The sequence below is a fragment of the Paenibacillus mucilaginosus 3016 genome, from assembly GCF_000250655.1.
Classification (GTDB): domain Bacteria; phylum Bacillota; class Bacilli; order Paenibacillales; family NBRC-103111; genus Paenibacillus_G; species Paenibacillus_G mucilaginosus.
The window spans coordinates 4624253-4650178 of the sequence record NC_016935.1 but is presented as its reverse complement, the minus strand read 5'-3'; the positions used below and the strand labels follow the sequence as shown (position 1 = coordinate 4650178).

24 protein-coding genes and 1 pseudogene are annotated in these 25926 nt (G+C 56.6%); 22 read left to right on the top strand and 3 right to left on the bottom strand.

The features are described from left to right. Window positions 1-294 precede the first annotated feature (294 nt). Window positions 295-777 carry an Lrp/AsnC family transcriptional regulator gene (locus PM3016_RS19605; protein WP_013918238.1) on the bottom strand — a complete coding sequence of 161 codons (483 nt, stop codon included), beginning with the start codon at window positions 775-777 and terminating at the stop codon, window positions 295-297. Window positions 778-969: 192 nt separating this feature from the next. Between PM3016_RS19605 and PM3016_RS19600 the strand changes: the two genes are divergently transcribed. The 4 genes from PM3016_RS19600 to PM3016_RS19585 all read left to right on the top strand — a co-directional run bounded on the left by PM3016_RS19600 (window position 970) and on the right by PM3016_RS19585 (window position 3887). After that, window positions 970-1806 carry a helix-turn-helix domain-containing protein gene (locus PM3016_RS19600; RefSeq protein ID WP_013918237.1) on the top strand — a complete coding sequence of 279 codons (837 nt, stop codon included), beginning with the start codon at window positions 970-972 and terminating at the stop codon, window positions 1804-1806. A gap of 86 nt (window positions 1807-1892) precedes the next feature. Then, window positions 1893-2471, top strand: a complete 579-nt coding sequence (locus PM3016_RS19595) for a dihydrofolate reductase family protein (RefSeq protein WP_013918236.1) — start codon at window positions 1893-1895, stop codon at window positions 2469-2471. Window positions 2472-2588: 117 nt separating this feature from the next. After that, entirely contained in the window at window positions 2589-3011 is a 423-nt protein-coding gene (locus PM3016_RS19590) for a MarR family winged helix-turn-helix transcriptional regulator (protein ID WP_013918235.1), read from the top strand. Window positions 3012-3068: 57 nt separating this feature from the next. Further along, window positions 3069-3887 carry an alpha/beta fold hydrolase gene (locus PM3016_RS19585; RefSeq protein ID WP_013918234.1) on the top strand — a complete coding sequence of 273 codons (819 nt, stop codon included), beginning with the start codon at window positions 3069-3071 and terminating at the stop codon, window positions 3885-3887. A gap of 15 nt (window positions 3888-3902) precedes the next feature. Here the strand turns inward: PM3016_RS19585 and PM3016_RS19580 are convergent. Then, window positions 3903-5287 (bottom strand): annotated as a pseudogene (locus PM3016_RS19580) (MFS transporter). 117 nt (window positions 5288-5404) lie between these two features. Here PM3016_RS19580 and PM3016_RS19575 point away from each other — a divergent pair. After that, window positions 5405-6298: a LysR family transcriptional regulator gene (locus tag PM3016_RS19575; RefSeq protein WP_014370640.1), complete on the top strand. Its 894-nt coding sequence runs from the start codon at window positions 5405-5407 to the stop codon at window positions 6296-6298. Between the two features lie 83 nt (window positions 6299-6381). After that, window positions 6382-6867 carry a DinB family protein gene (locus PM3016_RS19570; RefSeq protein ID WP_013918231.1) on the top strand — a complete coding sequence of 162 codons (486 nt, stop codon included), beginning with the start codon at window positions 6382-6384 and terminating at the stop codon, window positions 6865-6867. A 90-nt stretch (window positions 6868-6957) separates the two neighbouring features. On the opposite strand, the gene PM3016_RS19565 is transcribed toward PM3016_RS19570, so the two are convergent. Further along, window positions 6958-7797: a helix-turn-helix transcriptional regulator gene (locus tag PM3016_RS19565; protein WP_013918230.1), complete on the bottom strand. Its 840-nt coding sequence runs from the start codon at window positions 7795-7797 to the stop codon at window positions 6958-6960. Window positions 7798-7945: 148 nt separating this feature from the next. Here PM3016_RS19565 and PM3016_RS19560 point away from each other — a divergent pair, with 148 nt between their 5' ends. The 16 genes from PM3016_RS19560 to PM3016_RS19495 all read left to right on the top strand — a co-directional run bounded on the left by PM3016_RS19560 (window position 7946) and on the right by PM3016_RS19495 (window position 25926). Beyond that, entirely contained in the window at window positions 7946-9328 is a 1383-nt protein-coding gene (locus tag PM3016_RS19560) for an MFS transporter (protein ID WP_238540255.1), read from the top strand. 207 nt (window positions 9329-9535) lie between these two features. Then, complete coding sequence (locus PM3016_RS19555) at window positions 9536-10249, top strand: DUF899 domain-containing protein (RefSeq protein ID WP_014370637.1); 714 nt, start codon at window positions 9536-9538, stop codon at window positions 10247-10249. A gap of 133 nt (window positions 10250-10382) precedes the next feature. Beyond that, the gene (locus PM3016_RS19550) at window positions 10383-11414 is read left to right on the top strand and encodes a zinc-binding alcohol dehydrogenase family protein (RefSeq protein WP_013918226.1); all 1032 of its coding nucleotides are present in this window, start codon (window positions 10383-10385) and stop codon (window positions 11412-11414) included. 234 nt (window positions 11415-11648) lie between these two features. Then, the gene (locus PM3016_RS19545; protein ID WP_014370636.1) at window positions 11649-13958 is read left to right on the top strand and encodes an endonuclease/exonuclease/phosphatase family protein; all 2310 of its coding nucleotides are present in this window, start codon (window positions 11649-11651) and stop codon (window positions 13956-13958) included. Between the two features lie 120 nt (window positions 13959-14078). Further along, window positions 14079-14843 carry a DUF418 domain-containing protein gene (locus PM3016_RS39925; RefSeq protein ID WP_238540254.1) on the top strand — a complete coding sequence of 255 codons (765 nt, stop codon included), beginning with the start codon at window positions 14079-14081 and terminating at the stop codon, window positions 14841-14843. Continuing rightward, on the top strand, window positions 14818-15255 hold the full coding sequence (locus tag PM3016_RS39920) for a DUF418 domain-containing protein (protein WP_238540253.1): 438 nt from the start codon (window positions 14818-14820) through the stop codon (window positions 15253-15255). Before PM3016_RS39925 ends, PM3016_RS39920 begins: the two co-directional genes overlap by 26 nt. A gap of 243 nt (window positions 15256-15498) precedes the next feature. Beyond that, window positions 15499-15903, top strand: a complete 405-nt coding sequence (locus tag PM3016_RS19535) for a nuclear transport factor 2 family protein (RefSeq protein ID WP_014370635.1) — start codon at window positions 15499-15501, stop codon at window positions 15901-15903. Window positions 15904-16026: 123 nt separating this feature from the next. Further along, window positions 16027-16437 carry a DUF6157 family protein gene (locus PM3016_RS19530; protein WP_013918220.1) on the top strand — a complete coding sequence of 137 codons (411 nt, stop codon included), beginning with the start codon at window positions 16027-16029 and terminating at the stop codon, window positions 16435-16437. A 238-nt stretch (window positions 16438-16675) separates the two neighbouring features. Next, window positions 16676-17158, top strand: a complete 483-nt coding sequence (locus tag PM3016_RS19525) for a DUF2975 domain-containing protein (protein ID WP_013918219.1) — start codon at window positions 16676-16678, stop codon at window positions 17156-17158. Between the two features lie 10 nt (window positions 17159-17168). Then, the gene (locus PM3016_RS19520) at window positions 17169-17390 is read left to right on the top strand and encodes a helix-turn-helix domain-containing protein (protein WP_013918218.1); all 222 of its coding nucleotides are present in this window, start codon (window positions 17169-17171) and stop codon (window positions 17388-17390) included. Window positions 17391-17662: 272 nt separating this feature from the next. Then, a complete protein-coding gene (locus PM3016_RS19515) occupies window positions 17663-19078 on the top strand; it encodes an FAD-linked oxidase C-terminal domain-containing protein (RefSeq protein ID WP_014370634.1) in 1416 nt (471 codons plus the stop codon). Beyond that, window positions 19071-20462, top strand: coding sequence for a (Fe-S)-binding protein (locus tag PM3016_RS19510; RefSeq protein WP_014370633.1), 1392 nt, complete (start codon window positions 19071-19073; stop codon window positions 20460-20462). The genes PM3016_RS19515 and PM3016_RS19510 overlap by 8 nt, the downstream gene beginning before the upstream one ends. Window positions 20463-20803: 341 nt before the next feature. Next, window positions 20804-21913, top strand: a complete 1110-nt coding sequence (locus tag PM3016_RS19505; protein ID WP_014370632.1) for an ABC transporter ATP-binding protein — start codon at window positions 20804-20806, stop codon at window positions 21911-21913. Between the two features lie 33 nt (window positions 21914-21946). Further along, window positions 21947-23560, top strand: coding sequence for a carbohydrate-binding protein (locus tag PM3016_RS39915; RefSeq protein WP_238540252.1), 1614 nt, complete (start codon window positions 21947-21949; stop codon window positions 23558-23560). Continuing rightward, window positions 23460-24947 (top strand): ABC transporter substrate-binding protein, encoded by a 1488-nt coding sequence (locus PM3016_RS39910; RefSeq protein WP_238540251.1) that lies wholly within the window; start codon window positions 23460-23462, stop codon window positions 24945-24947. Before PM3016_RS39915 ends, PM3016_RS39910 begins: the two co-directional genes overlap by 101 nt. Continuing rightward, window positions 24937-25926, top strand: a complete 990-nt coding sequence (locus tag PM3016_RS19495; RefSeq protein WP_014370631.1) for a carbohydrate ABC transporter permease — start codon at window positions 24937-24939, stop codon at window positions 25924-25926. Before PM3016_RS39910 ends, PM3016_RS19495 begins: the two co-directional genes overlap by 11 nt.

Below are 25926 nucleotides of genomic sequence, written 5' to 3'. Positions count from 1 at the left end.
AGCTCCCCATTCGTTTAGAAACTAATTCGGAAACAGCCGACCCGGATTCACGTTCGGGTGCCTCTACGACCTTCGGCTGCCGGACAGCGGCGAAAAGCTGTGGGATTGGAGCGGGGAAGGCGGGGCGCAAGGCTTCGATTTCGAGGCGTCCGACGAACGGTATCGGGAAGGTAACCCCGATCGGAGCTCGAAGTATATATTCCCTGCAGGACAAATAGCAGCAGGTAGTCCAAAGACCCCCTCATGGTGTATTGACCTTGAGGGGGTCATTGTTGTTCTCGATCCTCTGAGCTCTTACATTCCACGCGCCACCGGTTCCGGTTTCCCCTGCGATGCTTCGTCCGATAATCGGTCGGCCACCGGACTTTTGTCCTCAAATGGTGTGGAAAGCACGATAAGTGGGGTTGAGAATCCGAAAGCGCTGCAGGCGTCGAGGAAGGCGGCAAGCGACTCGGTAGTTTCGGTCAGCACCTTCATCAAATAATTGTATTCCCCACTGATCCTGTACAGGTCGATCACCTCGGGAGACGTTTCGGTGAAAGCGAGAAAGTCCTTGCAGTTATTCGTCTTGAACAAAACGAAAGATGTGGTATGCTTGCCCAGCTTGCGCGGCGAAATCTCCGCCCGGTAGCCGGTGATGACCCCCTGATCTTCCAGCTTCCGCAGTCTTTCCGTTACCGCCGGCTGCGACATGGCGATCATCCGGCTCAACTCGGATATGGGCATACGGGCGTTATCGTGCAGCGACGACAAGATTTTATAATCGATTTGATCCATGTATCGGCACCTCATTTTCCAAAAGGATCATCCTCATCCAATTGTACGCTCCCTTCCATACGTTGTCACTACATTACTGCCAGTCGAAACAGAATTGTGGGATGGCATTCACCTGCCTGTTTGTTTCGGGGCAGGATTGTTCGGAGGAATGAAGAAGTATACCGCTATTCCTTCCGAAATGAGGATGAGCACATGAATACGATCCAATTTTCCGTAATCAAGCCGTCGCCTCCATTATCTCGTGATATCGAATGTATCCGTGTTACGACACAGAAGAACAGCGAAGCGGGTGAGGTCAAAGTATGTCCCAGCGGGCAGCCGGGGATGTTGTACCAGCGCTGTGAGGACGGTTCCGCGGCAGTCGAAAGTATAGAAACACCAAGCTCCGTAATCAAGGATATTCCTCTTCTATTTTTGCACGGTCAAGGCTCGGAGCCAAGTGTGATGCGCTTTAAAGCCGCGCCCTTCACAACGATCCAGGTCGTATTCAAGTCCCATGCGCTTTACTCTTTGTTCGGCATGGACGCTTCCTCCCTGCATGGAAAGAGTCTGTCAGCAGGTCAGTTCGGTGCGGAAGCGCTGGAGGCCAAACTGCTGTCAGCCGAAACGGACGCGCACAGGGTCGCGCTGCTCGAGGCCTTTTTAACCCAAAGATTGGAACAGCCTCATAAAAGAGACGAATTGATGGAACAGGTGCTGGACTATATGCGCAGGAACCTTGCCGATCTTTCCGTCAGCCGGGTGTTGTCCGAATTTCCCATCTCGGAGCGTCAATTTCAAAAGCGCTTTGCCCGCGTGGTAGGCATGGCGCCTCAGCTGTACATCAGGCTCATCCGGGTCAACGAAGCGATCAGGTTAATCAACTCGGGTGAGTTCGAGCGATTATCGGATGTCGCCCAGGAGCTTAACTATTATGACCAGTCGCATTTTATCCGTGAGATCCGAACCTTTTCCTTCGTCAGTCCCAAAATCCTCACCCTGAGAGAGACGGAACTGCACGTCGATGAGACGGGATCATCCTACATGTAACGCTTCCAATTGACGGGATTATACAATTATGGAGGCAGACGCGGGTGTAAGATGGTCTTGAACAAAATCGTCGGGAGTGAGCGAAAATGAGAAGAATCATCATGCTGAACCGGATTTCGATCGACGGTTATTTTGCGAGTTTGAATGAGAACACTTTCGGCATGGATTGGTTCGTGCAGGATCCGGAAGTGGATATCGCCGTACGTTCCGGGGGTGGGACGCTGGACACACTGATCCTTGGCGGGCATACATACCGGGGGTTTGAGCGAAACTGGGTGCCCATCCTTCATGATCCCCGTGCTCCGAAAGAATGGAAAGCTGTGGCAGAAGAACTAACGGCCATGACGAAGATCGTGTTCTCAAGCGAACAAAAAGAGATTACCTGGGCAAATACCAGGCGATTCAACGGCTCCGTAGTCGAAGTATCGCAGAGATTGAAGGAAGAGGAAGGCAGCGATATTCTGATTATGGGCAGCGGCACCATCGTCCGGCAGCTGGCTGCGGAAGGCTTGATTGACGAGTACGTATTTATCCTCACACCGGTGGTGGCGGGGCAGGGGAAACCGCTTTTCGAACATGTCTATGAGTTCGGACTCACACTGACGGAGACAAAGGCGTTTGCCTCCGGCAATGTTCTGCTGCGTTATCAGCTGAAGCAGGGGTAGGAGGAAGAGGCAGCCGAATCTCCTTCGGCGTGCCTTTTCGCTCCAATCGGTGGGACGGCTGCGCAGGAAGCCTATCCAGTTATTGACAATTGTTTGATATCAAACTATAATGCGGTTATGGAAACCAGAGATGTTATTTCATTCATTGCCAAAATCAGAGACAAGGTGAACCGGTTCATTGTTCTGGAGCTGGGGAAGCATGGGGTTGACGGGATCGGCACCTCGCATGGGGACATCCTCTATGCGCTGTTCGCGAACCCCCGGCTCCCTATGGCGGACATAGCCAAGAGGATTCATAAAGATAAATCCACCGTCACCGCGCTGGTCGATAAGCTGGTCCGTCTCGGGTATGTGACCAAGGAAAGGGACACAGAGGACTCGAGGGTTGTTTATGCTGCTTTAACACAGAAAGGGAGCGAATTGGAGCCGGTCTTCGAATCCATTTCCCGAGAAGTGTTAGACGTATTTTACTTCAATATTTCTGACAAGGAGCAACAAGACCTGCTTCGCATTCTGAAAAAAATTGACCAAAACTTCTGACACCTTATTTTCGGTTAATTAGTTTGACATCAAATCAAATGGCGGGAGGAGATCGACGTGATAGATTACACGAAAGAATGGCCCGATCATACGGGGAAATACATAGGGGAACATGACTTATTTCTGGAAGTATTCGAGGGTGATCCCGTCAAAACGGCCCACGGCAGACCCCCCTTGCTGTTTGTACACGGTGCCTTCACCGGAAGCTGGATGTGGGGCAAATACATTCCTCACTTCATCGGTGAAGGGTGGCCGTGCTATGTCATGAACTTGAGAAGCCACTACAAAAGCAGAGTGATGGATATGACGACAATCACGTTCGAGAATTATCTGGAGGACATCCAGGAGGTTATCGCAGCGTGTGGTATGCCCCCGGTTCTGATCGGGTTCAGTATGGGTGGGATCTTGGGGCAGAAGCTGGCGGAAACCGTCCGGATCGCCGGGTTGGTGCTGGTCGATTCGGTCATCAGCAGGGAAGTGCATGAAGCTGTACCCTACCAGGTATTGGAGGACACGACACCCGGCATCATCCAGCCTGCACCAACCCGTGAAGAAGATACAAGTCTGGATGAATCGGCGGATGACATTGCTTTTCAAAGAAAGTATCTGGCCATGGAGTCATCGAGGGCAGTCCGCGCGTTTTCCTTTTCCTCCGAGAGTAAGGGGATATCCATCAACAGCCGTGCGATCTCCTGCCCGTGCCTGGTGATCAAAGCCGTTGCCTCTGACGAGGACGACCGGCGGGGCAGGGTAACCGCGGAGCATCTCCGGGCTGCATATCAAGGGCTCTGGAACACAACCCATACCGGTCTGCTCGCGGGCCAGAGATATAAGGAATCCGTCGATATCATCCTGGATTGGTTAAAAAGATATTAGCATGGGTCCGGAAATCTACGACGCCTCCACCTGCACTGACTCCCGGCGCCGCCAGCTCATGAAGACCAGGGACAACGCAATGACCGTGAGGATCATCCCAAGCCACCGGAATCCCCCGAAGCTGAACTGACCTCCCATCACCATGCCTGTCAATAAGGAGGAGAGGATGGTTCCGAGGTATCTGGATGTACTGAATAATCCGGATGCCGTGCCGATGATTTCTTTCGGGGAGCTGCGGAACAAGGCCGCCTGCATTCCGACAGAGGTAAGTCCGTTGCTGATCCCGAAAGCGGCTAACGCCAAGCACACACTGATGACCGGAGAAGCCGGATTCCAGGACACAATCCATACGGACCCCAGGGTCATCAGAACAGCGGATACGAGCAGGGCCGGCCGAGGTCCTGATCTATCGATCCACCGTCCTGCCACAGGGGAAGCCAGGATCGAGCACAGGCCTAGGGTCAGCATATGCATCCCCGTATGGAATTCGCTGATCCCGCGTACCGTTTGCAGGTAGGACGGAATCCCAAAGAAGAGTGCGTAAAAAAGGCGTTCACAACCATAAATTCAACATTAACCCAGGTGATTGCAGGAAACTTGGCAAGCGTACGCAGAGGAATAAAGGGTGACGCCGTTCTCCATTCATGCCTTACAAAAAATCCGAGTGTAACAAGGCCGGTGAAAGCAAGAATGACATAGGGCAATGAGACCTGCGCAGCTGATTTGGCTGATAACAACCCGACAAGCAGGGCGATCAGACCTGCGGTGAAGAGCAGGATCCCTGGCGCATCCATGGTTTCCATCCATTTCCGTGCGGACATCTCCCGTGCAGCGGCTGGAAGCGGCTCGTCCTTGGGGATCGTCCTCCAAGAGAATAGAAAGCTCGCCGCCACGAACGGAATATTGACGTAAAAGATAGCGGGCCAATCCCACCAGTGAATCAAAACCCCGCCAATAAAGGGGCCCATCGCTGCCGCTCCGGATTGGAAGATGGACAGTACGGACAGCGCCGCCGCTTGTTTCTCCGTAATATGAATCCGCACAATGGCCATCCCCACGGATACCATCATGCTGGTTCCGATGGACTGCACAATGCGCATCACAATGAGCCACCCGAAGCTTGGTGCCAGTGCAGCCGCTAACGAAGCGGCGAAGGCTGCCGCAAGACCGGCAAGAAAGATCTTCTTGCGTCCGAAGACATCGCTGGCTCTTCCCACGACAGGATGAGCGACCGCACTCGCGATGTAGAAGGTGAAGATCATCCAGGAAACCACGGTAAAATCAAGTTCGTACACCTGCTGCAGCCTGGGAATGGCAACCGCAATCATCGAAGAATTCAATGGGTTCAATAAGATCCCCAGTCCAACGGAAATTAACAGCCACTTGTTTCGAGCATTCATAGGAGCTCCCCTCCAAAGCGTAGTAACGTCATCTTAAGGGAGATTTCTCATTTATTCCAACGCATTTCATGTTATGATTTCATTGATCGTAAGGAATGAATGAGGAGAGTGTGCGAAGTGGAGCTTCTTCAATTGCAGTATTTTCTCGCGGTAGCCCGACTGGAGCATATGACCGAAGCGGCGCGCAGTCTGCATGTCACGCAATCGTCGCTGAGCAAAACGATTCAACGCCTGGAGGAGGATCTCGGGGTCCCTCTATTCGACCGGACAGGGAGGAAGCTGCGGCTCAATGCGTTCGGAAGCCGATTCCTCCACCGTGCCGAAAGAGCGCTGTTTGAGCTCGAGCAGGGGAGGCAGGAGCTTCGCGATTTATCCAGCCCGGAACAGGGCGCCATCAAACTGGCGGTGACCAACGCCAGCACGCTGCCCCAGATTCTTCGGGCGTTTCGCAAAAAGCATCCCCACACCCCATTTCACGTTCAAATGCTGACCACGCAGGAAATGGTGACGCTTCTTCATCGCGGAGAGGTCGATTACTGCCTGTCCTCACCTCCCATGCAAGGAGAAGACATCGAATGCCAGATCGTGCACATCGATCCCATCCTGGCAGCTGTGCCCAAGGGGCATTGGCTCGCAGGCCGAAGCAGCGTTACTTTGGCGGAGCTTAAGGACGAATGGTTCGTCGGGGTGAAAAGAGGCTACTTTACCCGCGATTTGGTGGACTCCGTATGCCAATCGGCCGGATTTGCGCTGAACTATGTGTATGAAGGCAATGAGCCGGCCAGGCTGAGCGCGCTTGTGGAAGCCGGAATCGGCATTGGCTTCATACCGAGCACAGCGATGAACTCACGGGAACAGATCCACTATCTTCAAATAGAGGATCACGAATTGGTACGGGAGATTGCTTTACTATGGCACGGAAGCCGTTACATTTCGCGGGCTGCGCTGGAGTTCCGTGAGGTCGTTGTAGACTATTTCCGGGCGTATCAGAACGAAGTCGGCAATCGATAAGAAACAAGATGGGGAGGGCAGCTATACAATCATCTTATACGAATGGATGTATTCTAATGGATGGGAAGGATGATCCCCTAATCATGCGTATACTAACCCGGCAGTATGAATGGCTTGTCCAAACGAGGGAAGTGTTATTCCAATACTGCGAAACGATCGCAGCTTCGGACTATGTAAGAGACATGGAAAGCTTCGGCGGCGGGTCGATGCGCAGTCTTCAGGCGCATGCGGCGGATTGCTACCGGTTCTGGTTAGGCGGTTTTGCGCTGAAGAGGACCCTGCCGCCAGTTCCTGCCGAACAGGTTCTGCACGTACGGGCGATGCGCGAAGTATTCGCGGGAGTTGATCTGCTCGTCGGAGAGTTCTTGAACGAATTCGAAGATCAGCCCGATCTGGAAATCCTCGGTTCGCCCTCCTGGCAGGAAGATGCCGTTGCCATAACCCCGCTTTGGTTGTTTACCCATACGGCGACCCACGAGTTTCACCACAAGGGACAGATCCTGTCCATGGGCCGGCAGCTGGGCTATTCTCCGATGATGACGGATCTGTATTATCCGGAGGGGAAGTGAGCCGCAGACTCAGAGAGGACTTTCTTTAGGGGAGATTACAAAGAAAGAGACCCGGTGAAGAGCCAGGTCTCTTTGGCATGTGCCAAGTCTCTACATGCGTTGAAGCAGTTTCCTGACTTTGGCTGTCGTTTCCTCATCCGACGGGATATTAATTGTGACTGTAAGGTGGGAAGCATCCGTGGCACGAAACGATATCTGCTCAAATACAAGCAAGCCGGCTGCAGGGTGATGATTGATTTTCTTGCCTTCCGGACCATTCAGAACATCGTGTCGCGGCCACCAGGCTCTGAATTCCGGGCTTTCCCGATTCAGTTCCCCGATGAGATCCGTCCACCAGGGATCACCGACGGCTTGTGCGTAGCACGCGCGAAACTGGGCCAATCGGTGCCGGGCGTGATGCTCCCAGTTCTCCTGGAGCAGCTGCCGTACATACGGGGAAAGAAACGTCCGCCATACCGAATTCCGCTCACGCATCGACATGCCCTCGTAATCCCCGTATATCAGGCTTGCAGCCCTGTTCCAGGCAACGATATTGAGCCGCTGATCGTACACATAGGCGGGGCTTGTCCCCTGCAGATCAAGAAAAGTTTGAAGCGTCATACTTACGGCGGTGTCTGCGGCGATCGGTTCGGCCGGAAGCTGCTGCAGGGCCAGCATAAACAAGTGCTTCCGTTCATCCGTATCGAGCCGGAGGGCACTTGCGATGCTGTTCAGCACTTGAGCCGAGACTTGAATGTCTCTCGCCTGTTCGAGCCAGGTGTACCAGTCCACGCTGACGCCCGCCAGCTGCGCGACTTCCCCGCGCCGCAGACCCGGAGTCCGCCGGCGCCCTTCATTCGGCAGACCCGCTTGCTCGGGCGAGAGACGGGCACGGCGGGTTCTCAAAAACTGCGCCAGCTCTTGAAGCCGTGTAGGGTTGGATTGTTCCATGATTTCTTTCTTGCTCCCTTGTCCGATTCCTATGGTAGGAGAGTGACTCCTAGGATAAACCCTCATCTTATGCCAGTATACATTTCATTATACACTCTCCATGAGAAGAAGGGGCAGCCTGAAATGAGGATGAAAGGGGATCTTGGACTTGGAAACAAGAATGGAAATACAATCCAAACCTGCTCGCAGGCTGGAGAAATCGCTGTCGCTGCTCGGACTTTCGCTCGGATACTTTATGGTCCTCCTGGACATGACGGTCGTGAGCGTAGCGCTGCCTGCGATTCAGGCTGATTTGGGAGGAGGGATCTCCGGCCTGCAATGGGTGGTCAACGCTTATACGATCGTATTTGCCGGTTTCCTCCTGTCCATGGGCGCGTTTGCTGACAAGCTTGGCGCCAAACGAGTCTATATGGGCGGACTGGCCTTGTTTCTCGCCGCCTCGGGGCTTTCGGCAGCCGTCTCCACCCTGGGGGCGCTGATCGCTATACGGGCGGTACTCGGCATTGGAGGCGCAGCGCTGATGCCGGCCTCACTAACCCTGATCGCCCACGCCTACCCCGGCCCGGGCGAGCGTGCCCGGGCGCTTGGCATCTGGGCGGCGGTTACCGGCGCAGCGATGGCAGCAGGGCCTGTCGCCGGCGGGCTGTTGGCGGACACGTTCGGCTGGCGCAGTATATTTCTGATCAACGTGCCGCTTGCCGGAATAAGCTTGCTCCTCACCTTCCTGTCCGTGAAGGAAACGGACCCTAAGCCGCGGCCAAGCTTAGACCTGCCGGGACAAATCACGGCCATTGCAGCCATAGCCGCTTTCTCGTTCGGACTCATGGAGGGAGAGACCTACGGTTGGGGTTCCGCTATCATTATGGCAGCATTTACGCTGGCTCTGTTCAACGGCGTCCTGTTCTTAATGGTGGAAGCGAAATCGAAGGCACCTTTGTTTCCGCTTAGGCTGTTGAGAATTCCGACCGTATCGGCGGGCTTGCTTGCCGGGATGGCGGTGAACATCGGCCTCTCGGGCATTCTGTTCATCGTGCCCTTATTTTTTCAGCAGGCACGCGGTTTATCGGCACACGCGGCGGGAATCGCGCTCCTTCCCATGATGATTCCGCTGGCCTTCAATCCGATTCTGACCGGCCGCATGGTGGGGAGAATGGGGGCGAGGATCCCCATGACGGCCGGCTTCAGCCTTGCGGCCGCCGGTTCACTGCTGCAGATGTTGACGGATGGGAACACGAGCTATACCCTTACGCTGATCGGACTCCTGCTGATCGGATTTGGTGTGTCCTTTACCATTCCCGCATTGATGGCGGCGGTCCTGTCTTCCGTGCCCAAGGAGCATACAGGTGCTGTATCCGGCGCTCTCAACTCATGCCGGCAGCTTGGCGCGACGATCGGGGTCGCCATTCTCGGCTCGTTTCTGGGCGCCGGCCCCTCGTTGATTGCCGGCATGCACACATCGCTGCTCGCTGCAGCGGTCATTATGATCGGCGGCAGCGTGCTGTCATTCCTGTACATCGGCAGAAAACAATAACCGGTACCGCAAGTTTCACCACAAGAACGGCGGCTTATCGGCATGGTCCGATCGCAGCGATTCGGCGGCGAGGAGCTTGCTCTGCAGCGCAATGTACCGGCAAATCCACCCGTCTTCTCCCGATTGAGCAATCGGGAAGAAATAGGCTAGGCCGTTCCGTGATATTCTTACGATGTACCAGAAGAAGAAACCATGGGAGGGATTCAATTGAGTCAAAGCAGTGCAGCACTTCCGAACATCGTGTCGCAGGAAGAATGGTTTGCCGATCGGCAGGAATTGCTCCGGAAGGAGAAGGAAGCGACCCGCGCGCTGGATGCCCTTGCCGCAGAGCGCCGCAGGCTGCCGATGGTCCGGATCGACAAGGAGTACCGTTTCGAGGGGACGAACGGGCAGGCGGGACTGCTCGATCTGTTCGACGGACGGCGGCAGCTCATTGTCTACCACTTCATGTTCGATCCGGGCTGGCAGGAGGGCTGCGTCGGCTGCTCGATGCTGGTCGACGGGTTGGGCCATACCGCTCATTTGCATGCCCGTGATACGACCCTGGTCCTCGTTTCCCGTGCGCCGTTAGAGCGAATCGAGCCGTTCCAGAGGCGCATGGGCTGGACGATCCCCTGGTTCTCTTCGTTCGGCAGCGACTTTAATTCTGATTTCGAAGCCACGACCGACAAAGGGGAGATTCCCGGCCTTAGCGTCTTTCTCCGCGACGGCGGCAGCATCTTCCGGACTTACTATACCACGGCGCGCGGAACCGAGAAGCTCGCCTCCAATTTCAATTTACTCGACATGACGCCGTTCGGCAGGCAGGAAGAGTGGGAGGATTCTCCCCCTGGATGGCCGCAGTCCAAGCCTTATGTCTGGTGGCGCTACCATGACCGGTACGAACACACCAAAAGCTCCGACTCCTGCTGCCACCAGTAAGATTTTGGCCTGGGTCCATAGTATAAAGAATGATACTAGAACACACCAATGTGCGTACTTTTTGAAATGACTTCCATCCCTTATACTTCGATTATCAGCTTAACCCATCGAACCAATAAGGGAGAGAAGAACCATGACGAAAGAAACGATGAAAGCCGTTGGACTGTACAGCTATTTGCCGATCGAGAACCCGGAGAGCCTGATCGACGTGGAAGTGGAGAAGCCGTCCGCAGCAGGGCGGGATCTGCTGGTGAAGGTCAAGGCAATCTCCGTGAATCCGGTGGACTATAAGGTCCGTTCGCCCAAAAACCGGGTGGAGAGCGCCCCAAGGATTCTCGGCTGGGACGTCGCGGGCGTGGTCGAGCAGGCGGGTCCGGACTGCACGCTGTTCCGTCCCGGCGACGAAGTCTTCTATGCCGGCAGCATTACGCGCCCCGGTGGGAACAGCGAGTACCATCTTGTGGACGAACGGATTGTCGGAACGAAGCCGTCCACACTGGATTTCGCGCAGGCCGCTGCACTGCCGTTAACGGCAATTACGGCTTGGGAAAGCCTGTACGACCGGCTGAGCATCTCGCGGGACAAGGCCGCCAATACCGGCAAAACCATCCTGATCATCGGAGCCGCAGGCGGGGTCGGGTCGATTGCGACACAGCTCGCGAAATATTCCGGCCTGACGGTCATCGGCACCGCTTCCCGGCCGGAGTCGACGGAATGGGTGAAGGGACTTGGCGCGGACCACGTGATTAACCACTTCGAAGCGTTCTTGCCGCAGCTGCAGCCGCTGGGCTTCGACCAAGTCGACTATGTGCTCTGCCTGAACAGCACCGAGAAGCACTGGACGAACATGGCGGAGGCGATCGCGCCGCAGGGCAAGATTTGCTCGATCGTCGAGACCGATGAACTGCTGAACCTGACCCTGCTCAAGAACAAAAGCGTCACGTTCGTCTGGGAATTGATGTTTACCCGTTCCATGTACCAAACGCCGGATATGATCGAGCAGCACAAGCTGTTGAATGACATCGCGCGTCTCGTGGACGAGGGCGTGATCCGGACGACTACAAGCGAGACGCTGTCTCCGATCCATGCCGCCAACCTGCGCCTGGCCCATGCCAAACTGGAATCGGGCCGGACGGTCGGCAAGGTGGTTCTGGAAGGCTTCTAATCCTGCGTATAGAGAGGGATGCCATATCCAATGGTGTCGCTCTTTTGATTTCGAGTCCGCAGGGATGCGAGGAGAACGCGGGAAGGGGGCAGAGGCTGCGGCAGCTGCCTTTTTGTTGTGTTCATGCAGAAGGATGAGGACGTTAAATAAGACATATTCTTACACTTTATACATATCCTCGATGAGGGATAGGGGGAGATTCCCTTGACTTTGATCCGGAGAAGGAGTGTATTCATGCATACGAAGCGGGTTGGCTGGGCAGGGATGCTCATGCGGTGGCTGCTGCTCATTGCGCTTGCGGTATCGGTCGCGGTGCTGTCGAATCAGGATCCGGCGTCCGCTGCAGGGCGGAAGGCCGTAAGGATTCTCCACTACAATGTGCAGGGCATTACCGATCTGTTCAACGGGGAGGAGTACAATCTGACACCTTACGACAGAGGCCTCCAGATCGGGGACAAAATCCTGGCAGGCGATTATGATGTGGTTACGCTCAACGAAGTGTTCGACAGCGGAATGAAAGAGGGCATCACCGAAAAGCTGAAGCCGCATTATGATTATGCCCTCACGGAAATGGGAGATACGAGCACACTCGACGGCATATTCGGTAACAGCGGGCTGGCCGTGTACTCCAAACTCAAGCCGCTTCCCCGCAGCGACCTGGGTTCGATCGTCGCAAAACAAATTCCGGTGCTGAAGCCCTGTCCTTCCCCAGACGGAGGCTGTCCGGATGAGTACGAGATGGTCGACGTGACGGTCCCGCAGCTGATCTGCGGAACGTACCATATCCTGGATTCCTATGGCTTCGACAGCAGCTGCAGCAGCGGATTCCTCCCTTACGACGATCTGTATCACGACGATTCGTACAGCAGCAAAGGGGTCGGATGGGTTCGCCTGGAGGATCCCGCAGGCCTGCCGCTCAACGTATTCTTCTCTCATACCCAGGCGACATACTCGATTCCCGATGCCGATGCCGAGACCGGCCGCGCCGGCAATTTCGCCCAGATCGCCGATCTGATCCGCTGGGTTCTCCCCGGGCAAAGTCTTACGAATGAAGCAATCGTGCTTACCGGAGACCTTAATGTGATTGCCGGCAGCACAGAATACGATACGCTGATCGGCACGAACAGCGAGCTGCATCAGTTGGGATTGGAAGATACCTGGGCGGTCCACAATTCGCCGAAAGGCAAAGATCCCGGGTTTACGAGACGGCTCATGAACACCCATGTGCTGATCGATGAGGAATTCAAATCCGACCAGCGGCTCGACTACATTCTTGCCAAGTATCCGCGAGGCTGTTTTCTTCACTCCACGGTCAAACGGGATTATAAGGACACGAAAGGGACGGATCTATCGGACCATTACGGCGTGGACATCACCATCGGCACCAGCGCCGCCTACTGTTCGCCGTCAACCGCCAAAGTGGATCCGCCCGAAGGGGCGAATGCCATGAATTTGTCCGCAGCGGGCAATGTGCAGTGGATGTACTTCCCGGATCCGGGAACCTATACGTTCAAGGCGGGGGCAGGAACGCCTCCGGCCGCCTTCGAGCTTACCGCCTTTGCGGAGAACGAGATGTCATTCCCTGTGGAACCATGGGAAGGCAGCCCGGCCTTGACATCGCGCGAAGAGACGGTGGAGTACTCGCCGCCGGGACCGTTCTACCTGCGGATTCGTCCCCTCAAGGCCGACGGTTCCCACGACAAGGACTGGACCGGGCCGTATACGATGCAGATTCATCAGGCGACGGGAGCGACATGGGAGGACGCCATCGCGCTTCATCCCACACAGCCTATGAACGCAACAATGGTCAAGGACGACGGAATCCATCCGCTGCAGAAAGAGGTTTATTTCAAATTCAGAACAGAGCTATCCGATGCCCAGCAAAAGCCCTGGTCGACGTTCAAGCTGAAGCAAAAGCGGCTCTTAGGCGGCCAGTATGCGGATCCCGCGTCCAACAGTCCTCCGAAGTCGTTCGCATACGCAATTCGCGAATCGAAGAACGGTCCGACGCTGTATGGGAGCGGTGCTTCACAGGTTACGCTTCCCGCCTTCGAGAAGACGTTCGGCAGCACGACGCAGACGCTGGGTACAGGAGGATACAGGCTGATTGTCTCCCGAACGCAGCCTGCCGTGAATGAGGCGGCCTACTTCGCCATCACCTACGAAACGAATCTGCGGATCTTGGACATTGTCGAACTTTACTGCATCGAGCAGGAGGATCTGACCGGAGACGACGACCCTTACTTGAACCTGCTCCTCGACAATACGGCGTCCAGCACCTTCCACTATCCGGATACGGACAGCGACCAAGGGCATAACGATCCTGCCAGTGTAACCGGAACCGCATTGAAACCGCACCGGATCAAAATGCTATCGAAGGCCGAAATCAAGCTGATGGAAGAGGATGACGCGGATGACGACGATCTGCTCGATTCCACCACCATCAACGCCGGACCGAACGATAACGGCACACTGCAGCAGGATAAACTGCAGGGAGACGGCGCGGATTATCGATTGAAATACACGGTGTATCAGCTCTATTAAAAGGACCGGCTCCGGGACAAAAACAGGATTGCACGGGATCGCTGTGACAAGGTGTGACGAGCCTGCCAGTTAATGCTACAATAGGAAGGACATTGACAATAGAAGGGAGGGAGCGTCCCGGTGAATACCCTCCAAACGGGAAGCAGCCGTATTGAATCGTTGGATGTGATCCGGGGGTTTGCCGTGCTGGGCATCTTCTTCGTGAACGTGCCGGAGATGATCGGCAGCGGGATTTCGTTTCAGCCTTCCTATTCAGGCTCGGATGCGGCGGTTCGTCTCCTGTACGACATGTTTTTTCAGACGAAGTTCTACTCGATCTTTGCCTTCCTGTTCGGGCTGAGCTTCTATTTCTTCATGCAGCGGGCGGAGCAGCAGGGGAAGCCGGCGAGGAGACTTTTCTCCAGAAGGCTTGGCATCCTGCTGCTGATCGGTCTGCTTCATGCGGTACTGCTGTGGTACGGTGACATCCTGTATACGTATGCGCTGCTCGGGTTCTTGCTTCTGCTCTTCTATCGGCGCTCTTCCAAGACCGTGCTGGTATGGGGCGTCGTATTGACCGGACTTTATGCCGCGGTGGTATCGCTCCTCATCCTTCTGATGAATGGGCTGGGGATGTCCGCAGAGCTCAGCAGCCCCAAATTTGCAGACGTACCGGGCTGGAAAGAACGGGCGGTGTATCTTCTCGGCGACGGTCTGCCGAATGTGCTCTTCATCGGGATCGAGGTGCTGGGCTTGTTCCTGCTCGGACTCCATGCGGGCAAGAAGGAGTGGTTAGAGGGGGGATGCCGGAGCCGGAGCGAAGCCCCTCCGCGTCACACAGTGGACGGCGCTGCTGCTGTCGGGCCTGCTGTTCATCCCGATGCTGCGGTACTACTTCTCCCATGAGAGCTATACGCCGATGGAGATCTTCCACCTCACGCACCTCAGCGGCAAAACGATGGCCGTGTTCTATATCTGCACCCTGCTGAGGCTCATCCGCCGGTATGGGGCACATCGCTTGGAGGACTTCGCGGCCATCGGCCGGACGGCGCTGTCCAATTACCTGGCGCAGAGCCTGCTCACGTGGGCCGCACTGCTTGCGCTGGGCGATGCAGCGGCAGATCTTCCGCTGTGGGCGGGCGCTGTATACTGCATCGTCGTATCGCTTCTCCTCACATTCGGCAGCCGCATCTGGCTGCGCAGCTTCCGGATGGGCCCTGCCGAATGGCTCTGGCGGGCCGGCACCTACGGCACGCTCCCGCCGCTCGCCCGCACGCCGAAGGCTCCAGGCACCCATTCGGGAGGGCTCGGGCATTAACCCAAGAATCGCAAGCGAGTCGTCAGGCTAAGACGCCCTTCATTTTTCCAGCAGGAAAAGTTGAGGGCGTTATTCATGCTGCGGACTTTTCCCGCCATGAATGATTACCCAAACCGATCATTTGCATCAGAATCTCGTGATTGTTGCGGCATCCTCCGGTAGATACAATGAAAACATGAAAGCGATCCTGTCACACTTGAACTTTGAAATGACCAATGACCCAGAAACGAGGAGGTTTTTCTTATGGAGAAGCACGCGGGTTCCTTTCCATCCCGGACGGGTGAAGCATTTGATGCTTTCAGGCAGGCCTTCGAAACCGGGCATACCGTCGATTTTCTTGAGAAGGTTACGAAGGATTTTCATTTCTTTGTACCGATTCCGCTGGAGGGGTGGAATCACAAGCAGCAGGGCAAAGAGCGGTTCGAGGAATTGATTAGGTTCGAGCGCTCGGTATTGAAGGTGCAGCTGACTCCGCTCATTGAGCTGGAGAATGAGGAGAACGGAATGGTGGTATTTCGCGCGGAAGGGTCCTTGAATGGCCGGCCTTATCGAAATGAGCTTGCAGTCGTCTTCGAGTACGAGGCGGATCGGATCCGCTGCTTCCGCGAATATGTAGGCATGCCGTTAAAAAACTATGAAGCCCCTTAACGGATGCGGATCAAAAAATCCGGTTCGAAGGCTGACGTAAGACCGTCGTCAAAACTTGTAGATCGACTGTAAACTTATGGTATCATGGAGGGAGTCAGCGAATTCTAACGGGGAGGATCCCTCATGAAAGACCATAACTTCTACGGGACGTTCATTGAAGTAGCCGAGGACTGTACCGTCACAGCCGCCGAGATTCCCAAAGCCAAAGGAGATTCGAAAACGGTCCCCCTTCTCCAGTATGAACTGATCGCAAACCATCCTTACCGGTATACGCAGGAAGATGTGCTGTTTGAGGTTCACGCCATTCGCGGCGGGATCCCGGAAGAGCAAAGAGGAGCCGCGCGCGAGGTGTTTTTCTCCAAAGGGCAGCCGTGCCTTCGGACTTCCTCGCTGGGGAAGCGGTACGGATGGGGAATCCATCACGATGCCAGCGGCAGGGTCGCCCTCTATCCCGTCGAATCCGAGGAGTACCGGGCGTTCCTGAACGACAGCTCGGTCAAAAAAGTGAAAGCCATGCGCTCATCGCGGGCCTGAGTGAGTTTCCTGAATGAGAAAAAGCACCTGCGGCTCCGGTGAACCGTCAAGTATGGATTAGATAGCACCTATAAGAGCATTTCTTCGCATGGAAGAAGTGCTCTTTTTTTCTTGGCGCAAACAATGAATGATCCTGTTAAAACAATAATAATATAAATAATAACGATGATAATTTATTGACTTACGATAAATCGTATGATAAATTCTAATCGACAATTTCTAAGCGAGGTGCTTATTGATGAAACGAGGAACAACGCTCTTTTTAAAGTTAGCCGTCATTCTTATGGGAGTCCCCGTTCTTGCTTTATGTGTATTTTTGGTGCCCGAGATAGGCAATTTTGCGGCAGAGCTGTATCCGGAAGCGGCTTACTTGAAGTATCTTGTCTTCGCTGATTTGTATGCAACGGCGATACCGTATTACTTCGCACTGTATCAAGCGTACACCCTTTTAAGCTATATTGATAAGAACAAGGCTTTCTCGGAGCTATCCGTTGGGGCTTTAAAGAAGATCAAACAGTGTGCCATCACCTACAGCGGTCTGTATGTGTTAGGGCTGCCGCTCTTTTATCTGCTTGCGGAGCGCGACGATGCCCCCGGGATCATCCTGATCGGAATGGCCTTGATTTTCGCGTCCATGGTGGTTGCCGTGTTTGCTGCGGTTCTCCAAAGGCTGCTGCAAGAGGCTATTGATATAAAATCGGAAAACGACTTGATCGTCTGAGGTGAAGAACATGGCCATTATCATCAACATTGATGTGATGCTCGCTAAAAGAAAAATGAGCGTGACCGAGCTTTCGGAGAGGGTTGGCATCACGATGGCTAATCTGTCCATATTGAAAAACGGGAAGGCCAAAGCCATTCGATTGACCACGTTAGAGGCGATCTGTAAGGCACTGGATTGCCAGCCCGGAGATATTCTGGAATACAGACAGGACGAAGACGCGCAAGAATAGGATGAACCATCGACCGGAAGAACGCTACTCGTCCATGCCTCATAAGAAGCCCTCCATGGCCTGGAGTCCGCTTTTTGCCCAACCCGCGACCCAAGTCGCGGGTTTTTTATGGTTTCTTTTTATGGTTTTTTTCTCGTGACCGGTCCCTCCATGATCCATATGCCTGCTATAAAGTCGTTCCCATCCTATAGACGTTGTCAAAGGCACAGCTTATACTATGGAAAATCATTCATCAGTTGACCAGATGAAGACCGAAGGAGATGCCCTTATCCATGCTGGATCAAGCCTTAACCCGCCAGCTTCGCCGGATTGTTGGAGAGACGCACTACCGCGATGACCAAGAGGCGCTGGTAGCCCACTCTTATGACGGGACACCCATGCTACAGAGCCTGCCGGACGGAGTAATCTATCCGGAGAACACCCGGCAAGTTGCAGAGATTATGAAAGAGCTCGCGGCTCATCGCGTACCGCTTGTTACCCGTGGGTCAGGCTCCAATCTGTGCGGGGGCACGGTTCCGGTTCAGGGCGGGGTCGTCATGGTGATGCACCGCATGAACCGGATTCTGGATATCGATCTCGAGAATCTGACGGCTGTCGTGCAGCCGGGCATCATTACGGCGGAGTTCATCACACATATCGAGTCGCTCGGGCTGTTCTACCCGCCGGATCCAAGCAGCATGCGAATCTCGACGATCGGCGGCAACATCGCCGAGTGCTCCGGCGGACTGAGGGGGCTCAAGTACGGAACGACGAAGGATTATGTGATCGGCCTCGAAGCGGTGCTCGCAAACGGCGAAATCATCCGAACCGGCGGTAAGCTGATGAAGGATGTCGCCGGCTATGACCTGACGAAGCTGCTGGTCGGCTCCGAGGGGACGCTGGCCGTCATCACCGAGGCGACCTTGAAGCTGGTGCCTCCGCCGAAGAGCAAGAAGACGATGCTTGCGATGTATAAGGATCTCTATGGGGCGGCCAGAACCGTATCCCGGATTATCGAGGCGAAGATCATTCCCGCCACGCTGGAATTCATGGACAATCCGACGATTCGGGTGGTGGACGATTTTGCCAAGCTGGGACTTCCCCGGGATATGGAGGCGATCCTGCTGATCGAACAGGACGGCGATCCGGAACCCGTCGAACGCGACATGGAGCGGATTCGGGAGATCTGCGAGTCGGAGAGGGCGGACCGGGTCGAGGTGGCTCAGAGCCGGGAGCACGCGGAGAAGCTGCTCACGGCAAGACGAAGTGCCTTTACTGCGTTAGCGCGGCTTCGGCCGACCACGATACTGGAGGACGCCACGGTTCCGCGTTCCCGGATCGCGGATATGGTGCTGCGCATCAATGACATCGCACGCAAGTACGATGTGTCGATCGCCACGTTCGGTCACGCCGGAGACGGCAATCTGCACCCGACGGCTACGACGGACGCAAGAGATCCGGAGGAAGTGCACCGCGTGGAGCAGGCCTTTGAGGAGATTTTTGAAGCGGCGATCGAGATGGGAGGAACCATTACCGGAGAGCATGGCGTCGGCCTGGTCAAGGCGCCGTTCCTGGAGTGGAAGATCGGAAGGGCGGGGGTGGACGTGATGCGCGGGATCAAACAGGCATTCGATCCGCATAACCTGCTCAATCCGGGCAAGATGTTTGCCAAAGAAACGAGAAAAAGAGTGGTGATCAACCGTGGGTAATGCGAATGGCGGAGCACAGCCAATTGAGAAGAAACCGGACTCCAAGCTCACCGGCCCGTTGGCCAGAGCGCTGCACCAAAAGCTCGATTATAATCAGCTCACCAATTGTATGCGCTGCGGATTCTGCCTTCCTGCTTGTCCTACGTTCAGGGAAACCGGTGTGGAGCCCGAATCGCCGCGCGGACGTATTGCGCTCATGAAAGCGGTTGCGGACGGAATCATGGATCCGGATCAGGCGTTCCAGGAGCAAATGAACCACTGCCTGGGCTGCCGGGCCTGCGAGCCGGTGTGTCCTGCGGATGTCAAGTACGGCCAATTGATGGAGCAGGCGCGCGACGCCATAGAAGATCACGCCAAGCACAGCGTTCCCGTAACCGGAATCCGCAGGCTGTTCTTCCAAGGAGTTCTTCCGCATAGGGGACGGCTCAGATGGCTCGGGAGATCCCTGTCCTTCTACCAAAAGTCCGGACTGAGGAGACTGGTCCGAGGCACCGGCCTCCTCAGGCTGTCTCCGCCGCAGCTGCGCGAGATGGAGCAGATTCTGCCTGAGGCGACCGCTCAAGGCGTGATCGAGCGGCTCGGCACGGTTTATCCTGCCAAAGGGGAAGCGCTGGCCCGCGTCGCCTTGTTCCGCGGCTGTATCATGGACGTGCTATTCGCGGATACGAACGTCCATACGGTGAAGCTGTTGTCGGAAGCCGGCTTTGAAGTTGTGATCCCCCGCGAGCAGGTATGCTGCGGAGCGCTTCATGCCCACAGCGGCGAGCTGGAGCCTGCGCGAGACTTGGCCCGTACGAACCTCAGAGCGTTCAAAGAAGCCGGAATGGAGTATATCGTATCCAACGCGGGCGGGTGCGGCGCTCATCTGGCGGAATACGATCACCTGCTGCACGAAGACCCGGAGTACCGCGAGCTTGCCGCTTGGTTCGCTTCCCGCGTGATCGATGTGAGCAGGCTGTTTCTCGAACATGGAAGAATACCGGCTTTTGCGGAACAGGAATCGGGATCGGATTCGGGCGCCGGGCCGCTGACGGTTACATACCAGGATTCCTGCCATCTGCGCAACGTGATGAAGAGCTCGAACGCTCCGAGACAGCTGGTCCGGCAGGTAGCCAACGTCCGTTTCGTCGAGATGCAAGAAGCGGACCGCTGCTGCGGGTCTGCGGGCATCTATAACGTGACCCAGCCCCAGATGGCCGGCCAGCTGCTGGAGCACAAGATGGAGCATGCGGGCCGTACCGGAGCCCGCGTAATGCTGACAAGCAACCCGGGCTGTCTGCTTCAGATGAAGCTGGGGGTCCGGAAGCATGGGGCAGGCCAAGAGATGGACGTGAAGCACATCGTGGATTTTCTGTTCGAACGGATGGTGGAGCGTCAGGAGTAGTGCTGCCTAAGCCGCCAATAAACGGGAGGAGCAGGTGACGACCCCGTCCACGCAGGCTGCACATCAACCCAACAGACCAGGCAGGGGACCGCTGTGGCGCGGTCTCTTTTTGCTGCCGGCGCTCCGTTTGCCGGAACAAAAAAAAGGTAAAGCCGGCGCCAAAAAGGCTTTGACAGGCCGGGGATGGGGTGCTATATTCTATATCATACTATTCCAATAAGGTTAATATAGTACTTCTACCGGAACACCGGAGATCGGCTTTTGCCTGTTTCTCCGGTGTTTTTGCTGTATCCCTGGAGGAAGCGGAGGCCGCTGGATAAAAGGAACAAGGGGCGGTGGAGATGGCACGGATTCAGATCAATCATCTGTACAAGCGGTATGGCAAAGACAAGCAGGCGGTCGTAAAGGATGTTCACCTGGATATCCAGGACAAGGAATTTCTCGTCTTCGTGGGGCCATCGGGCTGCGGCAAGTCGACCACCCTGCGGATGATTGCGGGGCTTGAGGAGATCTCGGAGGGGGAAATTTATATCGGGGACCGGCTGGTGAACCACCTGCCGCCGAAGGACCGGGATATTGCGATGGTGTTCCAGAATTATGCGCTCTATCCGAACTTGACCGTCTACGAAAACATCGCTTTCGGGCTCCGGCTGCGCAAGCTGCCGAAGCATGAGATCGATCTCGCCGTGAAGAAAGCGGCCCGGTCACTGGAGCTCGAAGCCTACCTGTACCGCAGGCCCAAGGAGCTCTCGGGCGGGCAGCGGCAGCGCGTCGCGCTCGGCCGCGCCATCGTGCGCAGCCCTCAGGTGTTCCTGATGGATGAGCCGCTCTCGAACCTGGATGCGAAGCTCCGGGTACAGATGCGCACCGAGATCATCAAGCTGCACAAGACCCTAGGAGTCACCTTCGTCTACGTCACGCACGACCAGGTGGAGGCGATGACGATGGGTGACCGTATCGTCGTCATGAAGGACGGCATCATCCAACAGGTGGATTCACCGGAAGTGATCTACTCGTATCCGGCCAACACCTTCGTAGCGTCCTTCATCGGCTCGCCGCAGATGAATTTCATCGAGGGGCGGGTTCTAGAAGAGGTGCCGGGCCGGCTCGAGTTCCATACCTCCCGGTTCCAGCTCGAACTTACCGGATCGGCGGCGAAGGTCCTGCGGGCTCACAAGCAGGTAGGCCGTGCCGTTACCCTGGGCATCCGGCCGGAGAACATTGCGCTCGAAGGCCTTTACTCCGACGGGGTCATTACCGGGGAGTACCGCCTCAGCGAGCTGATGGGCGCCGACCGCTTCCTGCATATCGATATCGGACAGGACCGGATGCTGGTCGTCCGGGTTCACCCGCATTACCGGTACGAGGAAGGGGAGAAGGTGCGTCTCGCCCCGGAGATGTCCAAGCTGCTGTTCTTCGACAAGGAAACCGGAACCCGATTCACCGAATAAGCTCCGCCTCTGACAGGAAGGAAGTGTACATAGTTGCTTGAGCAGATGAACCATCGAGACCTGACCCGGCGGACGGCCCTACTCGTGCTCGCCGGACTGCTGGGGCTGCCGGGCGGAAGCCCTGCCGCCGCTCCCGGCACCGCGAGTGCAGAAGGAGCGACGGTCCAGGACTCCCAAGCCGCGAAGGCTTCAGTGAAGGTGTCCGGTACGCCGGCAGCGGCCGAAACGGAGCCGTATTACGGCGAGGTCCTGGAGGCTTGGCAGAAGGAGAAGGTGCAGGCGGGAGCGGGGGAGATCGTCATCGATGCCGCGGCACCGGCAGGGCAATCCGACAGCGGCGCTTTTATTATAGGTCCCTTGGAAGGCAAGGCCCGTGCTCTTCAGTGGAAAAACACAGGGGAGAACTGGGTCGAGTACCGCTTCACGGTCCCCGCGGACGGCCTCTATGAGATTCACGTCTCGTACCGTCCGCTGCCGGCGAAGGGGATCGGCGGTGCGATCGTATGGGATCTGACCCTGGACGGCAGAAGACCCTACAGGGAAACGTCATCGATCACTTTGTACCGCGACTGGCGGGATGAACGGCCGATCCGCAAGAACGACGACGGAGACGAAGTGCGGCCGCGCTCTGTTGAGGTACCCGCCTGGAAGCAGACAGCGCTGACCGATGGCGGCGGGGCTTACGGCGGCCCGCTGCTGTGGCGCTTCACCGCGGGAGAGCATACCCTGCGCATCAGCGGCAGCGAGCCGGTGGCGCTGGAGAAGCTCATCTTGAAGGCTACCCGCAGTACGCCTGCTTACGCGGAAGCTGCAGCCGCCTATCCGGCCGCTCCCGCCCCCAGCCGGAAGGCGCAGGCCGAAGTCCTAACGATTCAGGCAGAGGATCTGCTGCATAAGAACGACACGTCGATCAAGCTGTTCTCCGACACGGACGCCCGGACCGTACCGGTGGCCAAAGGCCGGATTACCTACAATACGGTCGGCGGCAGGCGGTGGCTGTATCATAACCAGGAGATCACGTGGAAGGTCAATGTGCCGGAGACGGGGCTGTACAAGCTGGCCTTCCGGTCCCTGCAGAACCAGTTCGCGCAGAAGTCCTCCTTCCGCACGGTCCGGATTGACGGGCAGGTGCCGTTCCGGGAGCTGACCGCTTTCCGATTCCCGTACGCTTCCGATTGGAGAGGTATCCTGCTGGGCCCGGAAGAGGAGGAGCCGTACGGCTTGTATCTCACGGCCGGGGAGCATACCGTATCCCTGGCGGTCACCCACGCGCCGCTCAAGCCGGTGCTGATCGGGATCGAGGAGCTCACCGAGCTGCTCCGGACCGTGGAGGACGATCTGCGGTCGCTGACCGGCGGGATTGTCGACCGCAACCGGACCTGGAAGCTGCAGCAGGAGCTGCCGGACCTGACGCCACGGCTCGAGGAGGCCGCGAAGCGGATGGTCACGCTTGCGGACTCGCTGCAGGAGATCAACGGCGGCAAGGACAGCATCTCGCAGGGAATCCGCAACTCAGCGGATGATGTCCGGGAGCTGGCTGGAGAAGGTGGACGACATTCCGTATTACACCGACCAGATTTCTTCCATGAAAGAAAAAATCAGCGGATTCACGGAGACGCTTCTGCAGCAGCCTCTGCAGCTCGATGAGCTGTACCTGGCGCCTGTGGACCGCGAGTTCCCGGATATGGTGGCTTCCTGGCTGAGCTCGGCCTTCGGCACGGCCCAAAATTTCATCTACTCGTTCGACGCCCGCAATTCGCTCAAGAACATGGACGACCGGGTGCTGAACGTCTGGGTGCAGCGGGGGAGAGATTACGTCGACCAGCTCCAGCAGCTCTCCGACGAACTGTTCACCCCCGAGACGGGCATCAAGGTGAAGGTGAATCTGCTGCCGAACGCCCAGCTGCTCGTCATGTCGAATGCGGCCGGCGTGCAGCCGGACGTGGCGCTCGGCCTGACGCAGGACCTGCCGGTGGATTACGCGATCCGGGGCAGCGTTCATGACCTCTCGCGCTACCCCGACTTCAAGGAGATTCAGCAGAAGTTCTCCCCCGGATCCTGGCTGCCGCTTCACTACAACGGTGGCTACTATGCACTGCCCGAGACCCAGTCCTTCCAGGTACTGTATTACCGCAAGGATATTCTGAAGGGACTCGGTCTTCCGGTCCCGCAGACGTGGGATGATGTGTACGCCCTGCTTCCGGTGCTGCAGCAGAACGCGCTGAACTTCTATATGAATCCGAAGGATTTCACCCCGTTCTTCTACCAGAACGGCACGGACCTGTACCGCCCGGACGGGATGAAGACGGCGCTGGATACCCCGGAGGGCTTCCGTGCCTTCAAGATGTGGACGGATCTATTCAACACTTATGCGCTGGAGAAGGAAGTCCCGAGCTTCTACCAGCACTTCCGCCGGGGGACGATGCCGATCGGCGTATCCGACTACAACCTGTACGTCCAGCTTGCAGCCGCAGCGCCCGAGCTGAACGGCCGGTGGGGCATCGCGGAGATCCCGGGCGTGAAGCAGGCTGACGGCTCCATCGTCCGGTGGGCGGGGGGCGGACAGCGGACCTCGGTGATTTTTGAGAGATCCAATAAGAAAGACCAGGCCTGGGCATTCCTCAAATGGTGGGTGTCCGACGAAGTGCAGGAGCGGTACGGCAACGATATCGAAGCGGTGAACGGCGTCGCTTTCCGCTGGAACACCTCCAACGTGAACGCATTCGCCAAGCTGCCGTGGAAGCGGGAGGATGCCGAGGTGATCCTGGACCAGTGGCGCTGGTACAAGGACATCCCGAACCTTCCGGGCGGATACTTTCTGGAGCGTGAGATCCATAACGCCTGGCTGCGGTCCGTCGTCGACGGCCTGAACTACCGGACTTCTCTGGAGACCGCGGTGCTGGATATCGACCGGGAGCTGCGGCGCAAGCAGCTGGAATTTGGATTCGTTGACGCCAGCGGCAGGGTCGTCCGCACGCTGGATGTGCCGGCCGTCAAAGAGCCATGGAAAGGAGTCGATCCCTATGCTGAATAAAGCGGGAAGCGTGGCCGTCAAGGCGCCTTCCGGCCGGGTCGGGCTGAAGAAGCAGGCCCGGCGGATGCGGGCCAAAGGACTCTTCGGCCGCATCTGGCAATACCGCCTCTCGTACTTGTTCATCGCCCCGTTCATGCTGTGCTTTATCGCGTTCATCCTGATTCCCGTGATCGCCGCAATCGGGCTGAGCTTCACCTACTTCAACGCCATCGAGGCTCCGCGCTTCATCGGCTGGCAGAACTTCCAGTACCTGCTGTCGCAGGATCTGCTGTTCCTGAAGCACGCGCTGCCGAATACCTTCGTCTTCGCGCTGATCGTGGGACCCGGCGGGTATGCGGCGGCCTTCCTTTTGGCCTGGCTGATTACCCAGCTGCCGGAGAAGTCGCGGCGCTGGTATGCGCTGGCTATGTACACCCCGTCGCTGACGGCCGGCATCGCGATGTCCATCGTCTGGCTGCCGATGCTGAGCGGAGACCGCATCGGCTACCTGAACTCGCTGCTGCTGCAGCTCGGGCTCATCGAGGTGCCAAAGCTGTGGGTCACCGATAAAGACTATCTCATGAATTCGATGATTGTCGTCACGCTGTGGTCTTCGATGGGTGTAGGCTTCCTTGCCATGCTGGCCGGTCTGCTGGGTGTGAACAAAGAGCTTTATGAAGCAGGCAAGCTGGACGGGATCTGCAGCCGGCTGCAGGAGATCTGGCATATTACGATTCCGTCAATGAAGCCTCAGATGCTGTTCGGGGCCGTCATGGCCATCGTGGCCACCTTCAAGGCGGGTGCGATCGGGGTCGAGCTCTCCGGGGTTAACCCGACACCCGAGTATGCCGGGCATCTCATCATCAACCACATTGAAGACTACGGCTTCATCCGGTTCGAGATGGGCTATGCCGCAGCGATCTCGGTATTTCTTCTGATCCTCATGTACGCCTCGAACAAGCTCAGCTGGAGTTTGTTTGGCTCGAAGGAGGGGGAGTGA

What these genes read in the sequence shown, in the direction of transcription:
- PM3016_RS19605 (WP_013918238.1), bottom strand. Translation starts at nt 777, where the DNA reads ATGGATCAAATCGATTATAAAATCTTGTCGTCGCTGCACGATAACGCC.
- PM3016_RS19600 (WP_013918237.1), top strand. Translation starts at nt 970, where the DNA reads ATGAATACGATCCAATTTTCCGTAATCAAGCCGTCGCCTCCATTATCT.
- PM3016_RS19595 (WP_013918236.1), top strand. Translation starts at nt 1,893, where the DNA reads ATGAGAAGAATCATCATGCTGAACCGGATTTCGATCGACGGTTATTTT.
- PM3016_RS19590 (WP_013918235.1), top strand. Translation starts at nt 2,589, where the DNA reads ATGGAAACCAGAGATGTTATTTCATTCATTGCCAAAATCAGAGACAAG.
- PM3016_RS19570 (WP_013918231.1), top strand. Translation starts at nt 6,382, where the DNA reads ATGCGTATACTAACCCGGCAGTATGAATGGCTTGTCCAAACGAGGGAA.
- PM3016_RS19565 (WP_013918230.1), bottom strand. Translation starts at nt 7,797, where the DNA reads ATGGAACAATCCAACCCTACACGGCTTCAAGAGCTGGCGCAGTTTTTG.
- PM3016_RS19550 (WP_013918226.1), top strand. Translation starts at nt 10,383, where the DNA reads ATGACGAAAGAAACGATGAAAGCCGTTGGACTGTACAGCTATTTGCCG.
- PM3016_RS19545 (WP_014370636.1), top strand. Translation starts at nt 11,649, where the DNA reads ATGCATACGAAGCGGGTTGGCTGGGCAGGGATGCTCATGCGGTGGCTG.
- PM3016_RS39920 (WP_238540253.1), top strand. Translation starts at nt 14,818, where the DNA reads ATGCTGCGGTACTACTTCTCCCATGAGAGCTATACGCCGATGGAGATC.
- PM3016_RS19535 (WP_014370635.1), top strand. Translation starts at nt 15,499, where the DNA reads ATGGAGAAGCACGCGGGTTCCTTTCCATCCCGGACGGGTGAAGCATTT.
- PM3016_RS19530 (WP_013918220.1), top strand. Translation starts at nt 16,027, where the DNA reads ATGAAAGACCATAACTTCTACGGGACGTTCATTGAAGTAGCCGAGGAC.
- PM3016_RS19525 (WP_013918219.1), top strand. Translation starts at nt 16,676, where the DNA reads ATGAAACGAGGAACAACGCTCTTTTTAAAGTTAGCCGTCATTCTTATG.
- PM3016_RS19520 (WP_013918218.1), top strand. Translation starts at nt 17,169, where the DNA reads ATGGCCATTATCATCAACATTGATGTGATGCTCGCTAAAAGAAAAATG.
- PM3016_RS19515 (WP_014370634.1), top strand. Translation starts at nt 17,663, where the DNA reads ATGCTGGATCAAGCCTTAACCCGCCAGCTTCGCCGGATTGTTGGAGAG.
- PM3016_RS19505 (WP_014370632.1), top strand. Translation starts at nt 20,804, where the DNA reads ATGGCACGGATTCAGATCAATCATCTGTACAAGCGGTATGGCAAAGAC.
- PM3016_RS19495 (WP_014370631.1), top strand. Translation starts at nt 24,937, where the DNA reads ATGCTGAATAAAGCGGGAAGCGTGGCCGTCAAGGCGCCTTCCGGCCGG.